The 17,858-nt window shown below is 54.8% G+C and carries 3 protein-coding genes; all 3 read left to right on the forward strand.

Going from position 1 to position 17,858, the window contains the following annotated elements; translation table 11 throughout:
• Positions 1-317: 317 nt before the first annotated feature.
• The 3 genes from ACGHTT_RS06755 to ACGHTT_RS06765 all read left to right on the forward strand — a co-directional run bounded on the left by ACGHTT_RS06755 (position 318) and on the right by ACGHTT_RS06765 (position 17,787).
• The gene (locus ACGHTT_RS06755) at positions 318-1,601 is read left to right on the forward strand and encodes a TolC family outer membrane protein (RefSeq protein ID WP_390594306.1); all 1,284 of its coding nucleotides are present in this window, start codon (positions 318-320) and stop codon (positions 1,599-1,601) included.
• Between the two features lie 84 nt (positions 1,602-1,685).
• Positions 1,686-16,901: an Ig-like domain-containing protein gene (locus tag ACGHTT_RS06760; RefSeq protein ID WP_390594307.1), complete on the forward strand. Its 15,216-nt coding sequence runs from the start codon at positions 1,686-1,688 to the stop codon at positions 16,899-16,901.
• On the forward strand, positions 16,888-17,787 hold the full coding sequence (locus ACGHTT_RS06765) for a M23 family metallopeptidase (protein WP_390594308.1): 900 nt from the start codon (positions 16,888-16,890) through the stop codon (positions 17,785-17,787). The genes ACGHTT_RS06760 and ACGHTT_RS06765 overlap by 14 nt, the downstream gene beginning before the upstream one ends.
• Positions 17,788-17,858 lie beyond the last annotated feature (71 nt).

Here is a 17,858-nt window from a genome sequence, read left to right on the forward strand (position 1 = left end):
CATAAGCGTCTACCTCTTTTAGAACTTTTTTGCCTGCGTTGTCTCTAATATCGGTATTATTGTCATATGCTTGGCGGGTTATGCCCTATTTTTGGCGCTTAATTCCCTGCACAATGGCAAAATGCACGCTTTTATAACGAACTTTTGTGGTACAGGCGTACCTTTATGGTCATCAGTTAGACCGCTCAGTTATTCGTTTTTACACTTTAAGAAGTTTTTATTAGGTCATTATTGCCTTTTCTCAGTCGTAAATGTGGAATGTCTCACATTTGTCTTCCGCAATAGTGTGTTGAAGGATCAAGGAGTTATTGGAATTCATGAAGTTCACTAGATCGCTACTTATTGGCTTGCCTTTACTAGGCGCAGCTACGTTTGTTCACGCACTGTCTCTAGAAGACGCGGTTCGACAGGCTCTCGAATCTCATCCAGAGGTGTTGGCTGCGCAGCATGAGTTAGATTCCCGCAAAGCCGAGGTGAGCCTAGCCAAGGCTGGTTATCTGCCAAGGGTCGATGTCACTGCCGGTGTGGGCTACGAGGAAACGCGCAATCCGTCTACCTTAGATGAAACTGTCTCTTTAGATCGAAACGAATTGTCCCTGCAAGCGCGCCAGATGGTCTTCGATGGTTTTGCGACGTCGGAAGAAGTAAATCGTCAGCGCGCCCGCGTCGATAGCGCCAGTTACCAGGCCTTGGCGTCAACTGACAATGTCACCCTTCGCGCTGCAGAGGTGTACCTCAACTTGCTGCGCCAAGTGGATTTGCTCCAGTTGGCTAAAGATAGCTTGAAGGAACACCAAAATATCTACGATCAAATGGTGCTACGCAATCGCTCAGGAGTTGGCAGCAAAGCCGATCTTGATCAGATTTCCGCACGTTTAGCCTTGGCCAATAGCAATTTAGTGGTGGCAGAGAACAATCTGCTCGATGCGCGCACTAACTTCTATCGCGTCGTTGGGTTTTTACCCGATACCAAAACGATGGCCATGCCGAATCAAGTAGTGCAGTTGCCCGCGGATATGGAGGCAGCCGTGGGTGAGGCCTCGGAGCGTCATCCCACTCTGCTCGCCGCTGTTGCCGATGTGAGTGCCGCGCAAGCTCAATATGAGGCTGCGGGCAGTAATTACTGGCCGACCCTGCAACTAGAGGCGGATAAGAACATCGACAATAATATTGGCGGTGTTGAAGGTAGAGACGAGGATTTGGTTGTTGCTTTGCGTTTGCGCTATAACCTTTACAACGGCGGTGCGGATAAGGCTCGTCGCGGTCAAACTGCCTACTTGCTGGAAGAGGCCCGTGAAATTCGCAACAACACACACCGTCAAGTGATTGAAAGTATGCGTTTGTCTTGGAGTAACTACGAGGCGGTAAGCAATCAACTGCGTTACTTGCAAGAGCATGTACGCGCTGCGACTAGCACCAAAAAGGCCTATCAGCAGCAGTTCAACATAGGTCGTCGCACCTTATTGGATTTGTTGAACACGGAAAATGAGCTGGTGGATTCCAAGCGCTCATTGATTGGGGCCAATTATGATCGCTTATTTGCCCAATACCGTATTTTGAATGCAAAGGGCGATCTTACTGCCTATTTAAGTGGCAAATAGCCACTAAACTGTAAGGATACCCTGCCGACCTAACGTCGGCGTACTGGGGGCGAGCCCCCTTTGATTTAGTAGTTTGAGGTAAGCATGGCTAATTCTTTCGCAGCAAATGTAACATCCGCTCAAGTTCTTGCCGTACAGGGGCAGGCTTGGGTTACGGATGCCAATGGCAATAAGACGCCGTTGACTGCAAATGATCAAATCCGGCTTAACGACTTACTAAATACCGATACGCAATCTGTGCTTATGCTGGCCATTGGGCGCGATGCCGTGGTCACGCTTGGGCAATCGGAAAAAATGCGTTTTGATAAGGCTTTTCTCGCCCAGCTAGATAACAAAGAGGTCGAAGGCAGCATTCAGGGCGCGGTGAATTTTGACGCTATTGAACAAGCCATTGCTGAAGGACGCTCGTTAGACGACGTTTTGCCATCGGCAGCCGCCGGTGAGACTGGCGGCGGCGACGGTAGCGCCGGTACCTCGGGTGTGCGAATCGATTTAACGGCGGAACGAGTCACCCCGGACAGTGGCTTTGAAACCAACACCCAAGGTTTTGACGGCAATAGACGCTTCGAAGATATCGGCGGCCGCGACAGCGATGGGTTGTTTGTAGCGGCGCCAACGCCCATCTTGTCGATTGATGCGTTGGCTATAGATGATGTGTTGAATGCCCAGGAACAGGCTCAGCCGCTGGTAATAACAGGGCAGGCGGCTAATGTGCCGAACGGCTCCATTAGCGTCACTTTTAATGGCGCTGTTTACACCGCAACGGTGGTCGATGGTGTTTGGTCGGCAACTGTTCCTAGTGCAGATTTACTGGCTGCCGCCGATGGTCAGTATACGGTAAGTGTCACGGCTGGAACCGCTAGCGCGAGCCGCGGTTTTAGTATCGACTCAGACGTTAATGGTGCCATTGGTTTCTCATCGCCCGTAACGCCTGATAATTTCCTGACGCTCGCCGAAGCTACCGGTAATATCCCTATCAGTGGCTCTGTAACCGGTGATTTCACCGCTGGCGATTTGGTGACTTTGACGGTGAATGGCGTTGCTTACACCGCTGCTGTCGCGGCTGATGGTAGCTTCACCGTTGACATTGCCGGCACGGATTTACAAGCCGATAGCGATCTCTCCATTTTGGCGAGCTTTACCGCGACCGATGCGGCAGGCAACAGCCTGTTGGTAACCAATCAACTGAGTTATCAGGCCGAGCCCGTTAATCAGCCCGGCAGTCTTGTCATTTCTGGCTCTGTGCAGGAAGACGAAGTGCTCACAGCGGTGCTCACCGATCCAGATGGCCTTAGTCCTGCGGTGAGTTATCAGTGGTTTTCTAACGGTGTTGCTATCGATGGCGCAACCGGATCAACGTTTCAATTAGCCGATGCGCAAGTTGGAACGGTTATCACCGTACGCGCCGTTTATACCGACGCGCTGGGTGAGACTTCTACAATCACATCCGCTGCCACCGCACCGGTTGCCAATATCAACGATGCTCCAACCATAGACTCAGCGTCAGGCAGCACACAGGTTGAAAATGTCGCTGTCGCTGGTGACATCGTCGCGACCTTCGTAGCCAACGATCTTGATGGCGACATCCTCACTTACAGCATTACCAGCGGCAACGCCAATGGCTACTTCGAGATATTAGATCCGAACAGCGGTGTGGTGACGCTTACTGCGGCAGGTCAAGCGGCCATTGAAAATGACACGCAAACATTGGCCAACCAAATTATTGGTGTAACGGCCAGTGACGGTACGGCGACATCTGCCGAGGCTACCGCTACCGTCAATATCGTCCAAGTGATTGAAAACACGGCCCCGGTGTTGGGTGCCGACACCAGTGCGAGCGTGGCGGAAAACACCACCTTGGTGGGCAACTACGCGGCCACCGATGCCGAAGGCGACACCATTACGTACAGCTTGGGCGGTGCCGATGCGGCGCTGTTCTCGATCGATGCGAGCGGCAACTTAAGCTTTGTTAGCGCGCCCGATTATGAAACCAACCCCGGCCCGTTCGATGTGCAAGTGATTGCCACCGACGACGGCGAAGGCACCTTGAGCACGACGCAAACCATCGCGGTGAGCGTCAGCAACGTGATTGAAAACACGGCCCCGGTGTTGGGTGCCGACACCAGTGCGAGCGTGGCGGAAAACACCACCTTGGTGGGCAACTACGCGGCCACCGATGCCGAAGGCGACACGATTACCTACAGCTTGGGCGGTGCCGATGCGGCGCTGTTCTCGATCGATGCGAGCGGCAACTTAAGCTTTGTTAGCGCGCCCGATTATGAAACCAACCCCGGCCCGTTCGATGTGCAAGTGATTGCCACCGACGACGGCGAAGGCACCTTGAGCAGTACCCAGACCATCGCGGTGAGCGTCAGCAACGTGATTGAAAACACGGCCCCGGTGTTGGGTGCCGACACCAGTGCGAGCGTGGCGGAAAACACCACCTTGGTGGGCAACTACGCGGCCACCGATGCCGAAGGCGACACCATTACGTACAGCTTGGGCGGTGCCGATGCGGCGCTGTTCTCGATCGATGCGAGCGGCAACTTAAGCTTTGTTAGCGCGCCCGATTATGAAACCAACCCCGGCCCGTTCGATGTGCAAGTGATTGCCACCGACGACGGCGAAGGCACCTTGAGCACGACGCAAACCATCGCGGTGAGCGTCAGCAACGTGATTGAAAACACGGCCCCGGTGTTGGGTGCCGACACCAGTGCGAGCGTGGCGGAAAACACCACCTTGGTGGGCAACTACGCGGCCACCGATGCCGAAGGCGACACGATTACGTACAGCTTGGGCGGTGCCGATGCGGCGCTGTTCTCGATCGATGCGAGCGGCAACTTAAGCTTTGTTAGCGCGCCCGATTATGAAACCAACCCCGGCCCGTTCGATGTGCAAGTGATTGCCACCGACGACGGCGAAGGCACCTTGAGCAGTACCCAGACCATCGCGGTGAGCGTCAGCAACGTGATTGAAAACACGGCCCCGGTGTTGGGTGCCGACACCAGTGCCAGCGTGGCGGAAAACACCACCTTGGTGGGCAACTACGCGGCCACCGATGCCGAAGGCGACACGATTACGTACAGCTTGGGCGGTGCCGATGCGGCGCTGTTCACCATCGATGCGAGCGGCAACTTAAGCTTTGTTAGCGCACCCGATTATGAAACCAACCCCGGCCCGTTCGATGTGCAAGTGATTGCCACCGACGACGGCGAAGGCACCTTGAGCACGACGCAAACCATCGCGGTGAGCGTCAGCAACGTGATTGAAAACACGGCCCCGGTGTTGGGTGCCGACACCAGTGCGAGCGTGGCGGAAAACACCACCTTGGTGGGCAACTACGCGGCCACCGATGCCGAAGGCGACACGATCACCTACAGCTTGGGCGGTGCCGATGCGGCGCTGTTCACCATCGATGCGAGCGGCAACTTAAGCTTTGTTAGCGCGCCCGATTATGAAACCAACCCCGGCCCGTTCGATGTGCAAGTGATTGCCACCGACGACGGCGAAGGCACCTTGAGCACGACGCAAACCATCGCGGTGAGCGTCAGCAACGTGATTGAAAACACGGCCCCGGTGTTGGGTGCCGACACCAGTGCGAGCGTGGCAGAAAACACCACCTTGGTGGGCAACTACGCGGCCACCGATGCCGAAGGCGACACGATTACGTACAGCTTGGGCGGTGCCGATGCGGCGCTGTTCTCGATCGATGCGAGCGGCAACTTAAGCTTTGTTAGCGCGCCCGATTATGAAACCAACCCCGGCCCGTTCGATGTGCAAGTGATTGCCACCGACGACGGCGAAGGCACCTTGAGCACGACGCAAACCATCGCGGTGAGCGTCAGCAACGTGATTGAAAACACGGCCCCGGTGTTGGGTGCCGACACCAGTGCGAGCGTGGCGGAAAACACCACCTTGGTGGGCAACTACGCGGCCACCGATGCCGAAGGCGACACGATTACCTACACCTTGGGCGGTGCCGATGCGGCGCTGTTCTCGATCGATGCGAGCGGCAACTTAAGCTTTGTTAGCGCGCCCGATTATGAAACCAACCCCGGCCCGTTCGATGTGCAAGTGATTGCCACCGACGACGGCGAAGGCACCTTGAGCAGTACCCAGACCATCGCGGTGAGCGTCAGCAACGTGATTGAAAACACGGCCCCGGTGTTGGGTGCCGACACCAGTGCCAGCGTGGCGGAAAACACCACCTTGGTGGGCAACTACGCGGCCACCGATGCCGAAGGCGACACGATTACGTACAGCTTGGGCGGTGCCGATGCGGCGCTGTTCTCGATCGATGCGAGCGGCAACTTAAGCTTTGTTAGCGCGCCCGATTATGAAACCAACCCCGGCCCGTTCGATGTGCAAGTGATTGCCACCGACGACGGCGAAGGCACCTTGAGCACGACGCAAACCATCGCGGTGAGCGTCAGCAACGTGATTGAAAACACGGCCCCGGTGTTGGGTGCCGACACCAGTGCGAGCGTGGCGGAAAACACCACCTTGGTGGGCAACTACGCGGCCACCGATGCCGAAGGCGACACGATTACCTACACCTTGGGCGGTGCCGATGCGGCGCTGTTCTCGATCGATGCGAGCGGCAACTTAAGCTTTGTTAGCGCGCCCGATTATGAAACCAACCCCGGCCCGTTCGATGTGCAAGTGATTGCCACCGACGACGGCGAAGGCACCTTGAGCAGTACCCAGACCATCGCGGTGAGCGTCAGCAACGTGATTGAAAACACGGCCCCGGTGTTGGGTGCCGACACCAGTGCGAGCGTGGCGGAAAACACCACCTTGGTGGGCAACTACGCGGCCACCGATGCCGAAGGCGACACCATTACGTACAGCTTGGGCGGTGCCGATGCGGCGCTGTTCTCGATCGATGCGAGCGGCAACTTAAGCTTTGTTAGCGCGCCCGATTATGAAACCAACCCCGGCCCGTTCGATGTGCAAGTGATTGCCACCGACGACGGCGAAGGCACCTTGAGCACGACGCAAACCATCGCGGTGAGCGTCAGCAACGTGATTGAAAACACGGCCCCGGTGTTGGGTGCCGACACCAGTGCGAGCGTGGCGGAAAACACCACCTTGGTGGGCAACTACGCGGCCACCGATGCCGAAGGCGACACGATTACGTACAGCTTGGGCGGTGCCGATGCGGCGCTGTTCTCGATCGATGCGAGCGGCAACTTAAGCTTTGTTAGCGCGCCCGATTATGAAACCAACCCCGGCCCGTTCGATGTGCAAGTGATTGCCACCGACGACGGCGAAGGCACCTTGAGCAGTACCCAGACCATCGCGGTGAGCGTCAGCAACGTGATTGAAAACACGGCCCCGGTGTTGGGTGCCGACACCAGTGCCAGCGTGGCGGAAAACACCACCTTGGTGGGCAACTACGCGGCCACCGATGCCGAAGGCGACACGATTACGTACAGCTTGGGCGGTGCCGATGCGGCGCTGTTCACCATCGATGCGAGCGGCAACTTAAGCTTTGTTAGCGCACCCGATTATGAAACCAACCCCGGCCCGTTCGATGTGCAAGTGATTGCCACCGACGACGGCGAAGGCACCTTGAGCACGACGCAAACCATCGCGGTGAGCGTCAGCAACGTGATTGAAAACACGGCCCCGGTGTTGGGTGCCGACACCAGTGCGAGCGTGGCGGAAAACACCACCTTGGTGGGCAACTACGCGGCCACCGATGCCGAAGGCGACACGATCACCTACAGCTTGGGCGGTGCCGATGCGGCGCTGTTCACCATCGATGCGAGCGGCAACTTAAGCTTTGTTAGCGCGCCCGATTATGAAACCAACCCCGGCCCGTTCGATGTGCAAGTGATTGCCACCGACGACGGCGAAGGCACCTTGAGCACGACGCAAACCATCGCGGTGAGCGTCAGCAACGTGATTGAAAACACGGCCCCGGTGTTGGGTGCCGACACCAGTGCGAGCGTGGCGGAAAACACCACCTTGGTGGGCAACTACGCGGCCACCGATGCCGAAGGCGACACGATTACGTACAGCTTGGGCGGTGCCGATGCGGCGCTGTTCTCGATCGATGCGAGCGGCAACTTAAGCTTTGTTAGCGCGCCCGATTATGAAACCAACCCCGGCCCGTTCGATGTGCAAGTGATTGCCACCGACGACGGCGAAGGCAGCTTGAGCACGACGCAAACCATCGCGGTGAGCGTCAGCAACGTGATTGAAAACACGGCCCCGGTGTTGGGTGCCGACACCAGTGCGAGCGTGGCGGAAAACACCACCTTGGTGGGCAACTACGCGGCCACCGATGCCGAAGGCGACACGATTACCTACACCTTGGGCGGTGCCGATGCGGCGCTGTTCTCGATCGATGCGAGCGGCAACTTAAGCTTTGTTAGCGCGCCCGATTATGAAACCAACCCCGGCCCGTTCGATGTGCAAGTGATTGCCACCGACGACGGCGAAGGCACCTTGAGCAGTACCCAGACCATCGCGGTGAGCGTCAGCAACGTGATTGAAAACACGGCCCCGGTGTTGGGTGCCGACACCAGTGCCAGCGTGGCGGAAAACACCACCTTGGTGGGCAACTACGCGGCCACCGATGCCGAAGGCGACACGATTACGTACAGCTTGGGCGGTGCCGATGCGGCGCTGTTCACCATCGATGCGAGCGGCAACTTAAGCTTTGTTAGCGCACCCGATTATGAAACCAACCCCGGCCCGTTCGATGTGCAAGTGATTGCCACCGACGACGGCGAAGGCAGCTTGAGCACGACGCAAACCATCGCGGTGAGCGTCAGCAACGTGATTGAAAACACGGCCCCGGTGTTGGGTGCCGACACCAGTGCCAGCGTGGCGGAAAACACCACCTTGGTGGGCAACTACGCGGCCACCGATGCCGAAGGCGACACGATCACCTACACCTTGGGCGGTGCCGATGCGGCGCTGTTCTCGATCGATGCGAGCGGCAACTTAAGCTTTGTTAGCGCGCCCGATTATGAAACCAACCCCGGCCCGTTCGATGTGCAAGTGATTGCCACCGACGACGGCGAAGGCACCTTGAGCAGTACCCAGACCATCGCGGTGAGCGTCAGCAACGTGATTGAAAACACGGCCCCGGTGTTGGGTGCCGACACCAGTGCCAGCGTGGCGGAAAACACCACCTTGGTGGGCAACTACGCGGCCACCGATGCCGAAGGCGACACGATTACGTACAGCTTGGGCGGTGCCGATGCGGCGCTGTTCACCATCGATGCGAGCGGCAACTTAAGCTTTGTTAGCGCACCCGATTATGAAACCAACCCCGGCCCGTTCGATGTGCAAGTGATTGCCACCGACGACGGCGAAGGCACCTTGAGCACGACGCAAACCATCGCGGTGAGCGTCAGCAACGTGATTGAAAACACGGCCCCGGTGTTGGGTGCCGACACCAGTGCCAGCGTGGCGGAAAACACCACCTTGGTGGGCAACTACGCGGCCACCGATGCCGAAGGCGACACGATCACCTACACCTTGGGCGGTGCCGATGCGGCGCTGTTCTCGATCGATGCGAGCGGCAACTTAAGCTTTGTTAGCGCGCCCGATTATGAAACCAACCCCGGCCCGTTCGATGTGCAAGTGATTGCCACCGACGACGGCGAAGGCAGCTTGAGCACGACGCAAACCATCGCGGTGAGCGTCAGCAACGTGATTGAAAACACGGCCCCGGTGTTGGGTGCCGACACCAGTGCCAGCGTGGCCGAAAACACCACCTTGGTGGGCAACTACGCGGCCACCGATGCCGAAGGCGACACGATTACGTACAGCTTGGGCGGTGCCGATGCGGCGCTGTTCTCGATCGATGCGAGCGGCAACTTAAGCTTTGTTAGCGCGCCCGATTATGAAACCAACCCCGGCCCGTTCGATGTGCAAGTGATTGCCACCGACGACGGCGAAGGCACCTTGAGCACGACGCAAACCATCGCGGTGAGCGTCAGCAACGTGATTGAAAACACGGCCCCGGTGTTGGGTGCCGACACCAGTGCCAGCGTGGCCGAAAACACCACCTTGGTGGGCAACTACGCGGCCACCGATGCCGAAGGCGACACGATTACCTACAGCTTGGGCGGTGCCGATGCGGCGCTGTTCACCATCGATGCGAGCGGCAACTTAAGCTTTGTTAGCGCACCCGATTATGAAACCAACCCCGGCCCGTTCGATGTGCAAGTGATTGCCACCGACGACGGCGAAGGCACCTTGAGCACGACGCAAACCATCGCGGTGAGCGTCAGCAACGTGATTGAAAACACGGCCCCGGTGTTGGGTGCCGACACCAGTGCGAGCGTGGCAGAAAACACCACCTTGGTGGGCAACTACGCGGCCACCGATGCCGAAGGCGACACGATTACGTACAGCTTGGGCGGTGCCGATGCGGCGCTGTTCACCATCGATGCGAGCGGCAACTTAAGCTTTGTTAGCGCGCCCGATTATGAAACCAACCCCGGCCCGTTCGATGTGCAAGTGATTGCCACCGACGACGGCGAAGGCACCTTGAGCACGACGCAAACCATCGCGGTGAGCGTCAGCAACGTGATTGAAAACACGGCCCCGGTGTTGGGTGCCGACACCAGTGCGAGCGTGGCAGAAAACACCACCTTGGTGGGCAACTACGCGGCCACCGATGCCGAAGGCGACACGATTACGTACAGCTTGGGCGGTGCCGATGCGGCGCTGTTCTCGATCGATGCGAGCGGCAACTTAAGCTTTGTTAGCGCGCCCGATTATGAAACCAACCCCGGCCCGTTCGATGTGCAAGTGATTGCCACCGACGACGGCGAAGGCACCTTGAGCACGACGCAAACCATCGCGGTGAGCGTCAGCAACGTGATTGAAAACACGGCCCCGGTGTTGGGTGCCGACACCAGTGCGAGCGTGGCGGAAAACACCACCTTGGTGGGCAACTACGCGGCCACCGATGCCGAAGGCGACACGATTACCTACACCTTGGGCGGTGCCGATGCGGCGCTGTTCTCGATCGATGCGAGCGGCAACTTAAGCTTTGTTAGCGCGCCCGATTATGAAACCAACCCCGGCCCGTTCGATGTGCAAGTGATTGCCACCGACGACGGCGAAGGCACCTTGAGCAGTACCCAGACCATCGCGGTGAGCGTCAGCAACGTGATTGAAAACACGGCCCCGGTGTTGGGTGCCGACACCAGTGCCAGCGTGGCGGAAAACACCACCTTGGTGGGCAACTACGCGGCCACCGATGCCGAAGGCGACACGATTACGTACAGCTTGGGCGGTGCCGATGCGGCGCTGTTCTCGATCGATGCGAGCGGCAACTTAAGCTTTGTTAGCGCGCCCGATTATGAAACCAACCCCGGCCCGTTCGATGTGCAAGTGATTGCCACCGACGACGGCGAAGGCACCTTGAGCACGACGCAAACCATCGCGGTGAGCGTCAGCAACGTGATTGAAAACACGGCCCCGGTGTTGGGTGCCGACACCAGTGCGAGCGTGGCGGAAAACACCACCTTGGTGGGCAACTACGCGGCCACCGATGCCGAAGGCGACACGATTACCTACACCTTGGGCGGTGCCGATGCGGCGCTGTTCTCGATCGATGCGAGCGGCAACTTAAGCTTTGTTAGCGCGCCCGATTATGAAACCAACCCCGGCCCGTTCGATGTGCAAGTGATTGCCACCGACGACGGCGAAGGCACCTTGAGCAGTACCCAGACCATCGCGGTGAGCGTCAGCAACGTGATTGAAAACACGGCCCCGGTGTTGGGTGCCGACACCAGTGCGAGCGTGGCGGAAAACACCACCTTGGTGGGCAACTACGCGGCCACCGATGCCGAAGGCGACACCATTACGTACAGCTTGGGCGGTGCCGATGCGGCGCTGTTCTCGATCGATGCGAGCGGCAACTTAAGCTTTGTTAGCGCGCCCGATTATGAAACCAACCCCGGCCCGTTCGATGTGCAAGTGATTGCCACCGACGACGGCGAAGGCACCTTGAGCACGACGCAAACCATCGCGGTGAGCGTCAGCAACGTGATTGAAAACACGGCCCCGGTGTTGGGTGCCGACACCAGTGCGAGCGTGGCGGAAAACACCACCTTGGTGGGCAACTACGCGGCCACCGATGCCGAAGGCGACACGATTACGTACAGCTTGGGCGGTGCCGATGCGGCGCTGTTCTCGATCGATGCGAGCGGCAACTTAAGCTTTGTTAGCGCGCCCGATTATGAAACCAACCCCGGCCCGTTCGATGTGCAAGTGATTGCCACCGACGACGGCGAAGGCACCTTGAGCAGTACCCAAACCATCGCGGTGAGCGTCAGCAACGTTAATGATGTCGCTGCAGTGATTGATTTGGATGGCAATAATTCCAGTGGTGCATCAGGGTTTAATTATCAGACGTCCTTTACTGAGGGCGGAGCCCCAGTTCGAATTGCCGACGTTGATGTTCAGATTTCGGATGCGGATAGTGCATTGATAACGGCAGCTAGAGTTCAGATCTCTAACGTTGAAGCAGGCGACTTTCTCACTGTGGGCACTTTACCCGCGGGTATTGTTGCCAGTGCCTATAACCCAACAACAGGTTTATTAACGCTGTCGGGTAGTGCGTCTTTGGCGGCTTATCAGAGCGCGATTCGAGCTGTTCAGTTTACTAACGATGGCTCAGCGTCTGGTGCAGCTAAAGACATTCAAGTGTCAGTTAACGATGGCTCGGCTTGGAGTAATGTTGCTCACACTAGCGTGACTATGGTGTTGGTGCCGACGGTTTCGATTTCCGATATGTCGGTACAGGAACCTCAGTCTGGTACCACCACACTGACTTTCACGATAAACATTGATACGCCACCAGCGTCGAACCTGACGTTTACCTATCAAACCGTCAATGGAAGCGCACAAGGTGGATCAGATTACCAGCAGGTAGGTCCTTTAACCGGCACTATTTTAGCTGGCCAAACCAGCACAACAGTTTCTATCACCATCAACAGTGACGCAAATGTTTATGAAGGTGACGAGAACTTTTACCTCAATGTGACAGGTTTCAATCAAACGGTTAATTACGCGCCTGGCTCTCACCTCATTACTAACGGTGTACAAGCTGTCGGCACTATTGGTGCCAATAACGGCGCACCCGTAGCAGAGGATGATCTATATCTTACCGGTCAAGATGAAGTGCTTGTGACGGGTAATGTGTTAGCCAACGACACCTTGGTTGACGGCGCTGTGGTATCTACTTTTGATAGTCTTTCAAGCGCTGGCGGCAGCGTTAGTTATAACGGCGATGGTACATTTACTTATACCCCTGCTAACGGATTTGTTGGTACCGATACGTTTACTTACACGTTAATTGACGATGATGGTGAAATAGATACAGCCACGGTTACAGTGGAAGTTAGCGACGTCACAATTTCGCCACCAACGATTGGCGCACTTGCCGACGTAACCTATGTCGAAAATGCTGTCGGTACGGCCTTGTTTGATGGTCTCACCATTACCGATGCCGACAGCAATAACTTGTCGTCGGTAGTTGTGACCATTAATGGCTTTATCAACGCGCAGGATGTTATTGATTATTTAACGGCCGGTACCAACGTAACGGCTGTGGTTAATCAAACTGGCACAACATGGCAGCTAACTTTATCTGGTGGTGCGGATATTGGTGAGTATATTACCGTGTTGGATACCTTAACGTACCAAAACAGTTCCGAAAATCCGTCTGTTTCAATACGCAATGTGTCGCTAACGGCCTACGATCAAAATTTTGCAAACATTTTTGATAGTGAAGCTTTCCAGTTGCAGGTTACGCCGGTAAATGACGCCCCTCAGGTATTCGACAACAGTAAGTTTGTTGTTGAGGGGACGCTCAGTACGCCGTTGAATATTCAGGCGCCAACCGATGTTGATTCAGATGACTCTCAACTGTTGATAACCGTGTTGACCTTGCCCGATATCACCACGGGCATTGTAATGATGGCGGATGGCCTAACGCAGGTTACCGTTGGGCAAGTATTAACGCTCGGGCAACTTACCTCTTTGGTATTTGACGCCAGTGGCGCTGAAGCCTCAGATACCTTTACCTATTCGGTATTCGACGGTGAACTGACAACGATCGGCACAACGGCATTGAACGTTGGTGCTACCCAACCAGATTTTAATACGGTTTATGAAAGCGGATTACCTTCAGGCTCTGGCGTGGAGGGCCAGTCAGCGCAAGCGAGCGGCAACCTTTTCGATAATGACGGTTCTGGTGGTGGCACCTTAACCAGTATTCAGTTTAATAGCACAACCTATTCACCCGTCGGTGGCGTTATCACTGTTACCACGCCATTGGGTGTATTGACCGTCGACGCCAATACAGGTGATTACACCTATCAGCTTTCAACCAGCAATAGCACCGGTACCGATGTGAACGAAGTGTTTACGTATAACTTTGTTAACGTCACACCTTTATCGGATAATCTGACCATCACCATCGTTGACGATATTCCTATTGCATCTAATGTGGCGCAAACGATTCCTGAGTCGGAAGAAAATATTTTTAATTTGATGTTCTCTCTGGATATCTCTACCAGTATGAATGCGGCGGTGGGCTCTAGCGGTGATACACGTTTATCACTCGCGAAGGAATCGTTGGTGAGCTTGGCTGAGGAGTATTTCAACCAATCAACACAGGTGAGTTTGACTTTATTGTTGTTTGCCAATGGCGCGCATCGGGTAGGTACTTTTACAGATTTTGAATCGGCTAAAGCGGCTATTCAGGCGGTAACAGATGTAAACCAAACCAGTTATAGCAACCATTTAGGAACAGGAAGTCTGACCAATCAGACCAGTTATGTAGATGCATTGTCGATGATTCGCAACGAGTTTACAGCTGATCTAGCGGGTCAAAATTCAGCGGATAATATACAAAACATCTCTTACTTTTTGTCGGATGGTGCGGTAACGGCTGATGGTAGTCCGGTAAATATGGGTTACCGGGAGTTTGTGAATGCCAATGGCATTAAGTCTTACTCCGTGGGTATTGGCGATGGCTTGCCCACAAACCTTACCGATTTAAATTATGCCCATAATATTGATGCCTATGGCCGTGGTCATGGCACTATTGACAACGCGCTTATCGTGTCGGATGTATCATTATTGAAGTCTGAATTGCTAAGCACTGTACCTACAGCTTTTGGTGGCAATATTACGCAGGAAGGTACTATTACACGCGTTGCAATGGGCGCTGACGGTGGTCATGTCGCCTCGATCGAAATTTTGCTGGGTGATCCTGCGGTGGCGCATACCATCAGTTATGACGGTGTGAATTTTAGTGTCAGTCCTGCACTGCCAGTCAGTTTGGAAATTGATGGCACTAAAGTCATTTTGGATGCCAATGATGGATTCCAGTACGGCACGTTCACCATGGATTTTGCCGACGGATCTTATTTGTTTATCGCACCGAACGGTAATGCCGGTTCTGAATTTTCATTTAACTACACGGTTGTTGATGGCGATAACGATAGCGCCTCTGCAACTGCGCGTTTTTACATTGTCGATGACAAGCCAGACGCGAGAGACGATTTGCATGTTGGTGATTATTATCAGCCGCTGGAAGGTAATGTGATTTCCGGTGTGGGTACCGATGGTGGCCCAGCATTAGGTTCTGGCTTTACACCTTTTGCGATACAAGGTGGTGGAGTTGATAAGGTTGTCGATAATGCCGATGTATCGAACGTGAAGTATAAGGGCATTGAGTTTGATCTTGATTTCACCACTGCACCCGCAGCAGGAAGCTCAGGTACGTTGAGTTGGAGCTACAGCACGGAAACAGATATTAACGGTACGCTTATTCGAGAGATTGTTGTTACCGATTCAAGCGATCTTTCAACTTTAGTGTTCCGTAGCAACGGCTACTATAACTTTGCGAGAGACGGCGGCGTTGATCATTCTGTCAACACGACCTCTCTGACTAATGTGAATAATAGCGGTTTTAGTTTGGCCGGTTTTAGCGCGTCAGGTGCAAGCAGTGCCATCACATACCAGAGTACCGGTATTGGTGTGCAAGGTGGCGGCTGGAATGATCGTATTAACCAAGGTGAGCGAGTCGATATTAATTTTATGTCCAAAGGGTTGAATCCATTTGGCGTACACGACATCACCTTTACATTGACCAGCTACGACCGAGCAGCAGAGTCGGTTACTCTGGTGATTTATGGCGTTGATGGGGTTACTGTGCTTGGTACTGAAAATGTAACAGGTGCCACCCTAACGATTTCTAGATTGGATTATCCACAAATAGGAAAAGTGAGTTTTATTGCTGATACTGCCGATACCTATGTTCGGATCAGCAACATCACATACACGACGCTGTCTTCTGATGCATTGTTAGCGGCTAATGCGCCGGTATTAATTGATTACACCTTAACCGATTCGGACGGTCAGTCTGATATTGCTCAACTTGCGCTTTACACCATTAACAACACCATCACGGGTACTGCAGGTAATGACAATATTATCGGCGGAGCCCTAAATGATGCGATTACCGGTGCGGCCGGTGATGACATACTGTCAGGTGGTGCCGGCAATGACAGTATTTCCGGCGGTGCCGGTAAAGACATTATTAGTGGCGGCACGGGTAATGATTATTTATCTGGCGGAGCCGACAATGATGAGCTTTATGGCAACGACGGTGATGATCATCTTGCTGGCGATGCGGGTAATGACTTACTTGATGGTGGCATCGGCGCCGATATCTTGTTAGGTGGCGCCGGAGATGATCAATTGTTTGGCGGTGCTGATAACGATCGATTGTACGGCGGCGATGGCAACGATAAATTGTATGGTGGCTCTGGCGATGATTTATTGGTTGGTGAGGCCGGCGATGATTTACTCAATGGTGGTACCGGCAACGATATTCTTTACGGTGGCCTAGATCAGGATACGTTGATCGGCGGCGAAGGTGACGACATCCTCTTTGGTGGTCGTGGCGATGACACGCTAACGGGCGGCAATGGCAGTGATCGTTTCATGTGGGTTGCGGGCAATGCTGGCACAGATACAGTGACTGATTTCAATGTCGGTGAAGGCGATGTTTTAGACCTCTCTGATTTGTTAATCGGCGAAGAGTCTGGCGATCTGCTCGATTATTTACAGTTCAGTGTGGTTGATGGCAACACCTATATTAGTGTGGATGCCAATGCTGGCGCGAGCTTTGAAACAGGTCAGGTCATTATTTTGCAGGGGCTAGATCTCACCGCTGCGGGTACGTTAACCAACCAGCAAATTATTGACGATTTGTTAACCGGTGGTAATTTATATGTCGATAGCTAGCAGGCTGCTGGAGCCGCTGTTGGGTCATTTACGGCCCCGTAAATTGGCACAGCGCTTTCAGCTGGCGGCTTTATTTAGTGGCGGGGTGTGGTTGTTGTCGGTGCCGGCGGTTTTTGCTTTAACACCGGCAGACTTGTCCTTGCAGCCCAGTTATGTGCAAGGTGCAGTGGTGCGCGGCAAGGCGCCCGCTAATACACAGGTATTTATCGGTGATAGAGCCTTGCGCCTGAGCGCTGACGGTCAATTTGTATTTGGCATTGGCCGAGACACCAAAAAAGACCAGCGCTTAACCCTTATTGATCGGGCAGGTAAAAAATCCATTCTCGATATTGGTGTGCAAGCGCGCAGTTATAACATTCAGCGTGTAGAAGGCGTGCCTGAAAAAACGGTTAATCCACCCGAGGAAGACCTGGCGCGGATTCGTAAAGAGTCGAGCCTTGCCTACCGAGCGCGCGATATCGACAGCCCGTTAACGGACTTTAGTGGCGCCTTTGTTTGGCCCTTAATAGGGCCCATTACAGGGGTTTATGGTAGTCAGCGGGTGTATAACGGCACGCCTAAAAATCCTCATTTCGGTGTGGATGTTGCTCGGCCAACGGGCACAGTAGTGACCGCGCCTGCAGGTGGCGTTGTGCGTTTGGCTTACGACGATATGTATTTCTCCGGCGGCACCTTGATTGTTGACCACGGTCACGGCTTAACCTCTACGTTTATTCACCTATCGGCAATCTTGGTACAAGAAGGTCAGCGGGTGGAGCAGGGTGACGCCATCGCAAAAGTGGGCGCTACTGGTCGCGCCACTGGGCCGCACCTCGATTGGCGGATGAATTGGTACGAGCATCGAGTCGATCCGCAGACGCTTGTGGGCCCTATGCCTAAGCGCTAACCAGCCCCAATACCTTAAAAAATCCGCTACGCCCGAGACAGCTTGTCTTGGGCGTTGTACTATATGGCCCT

The organism is Simiduia litorea (genome assembly GCF_042853465.1).
GTDB lineage: Bacteria > Pseudomonadota > Gammaproteobacteria > Pseudomonadales > Cellvibrionaceae > Simiduia > Simiduia litorea.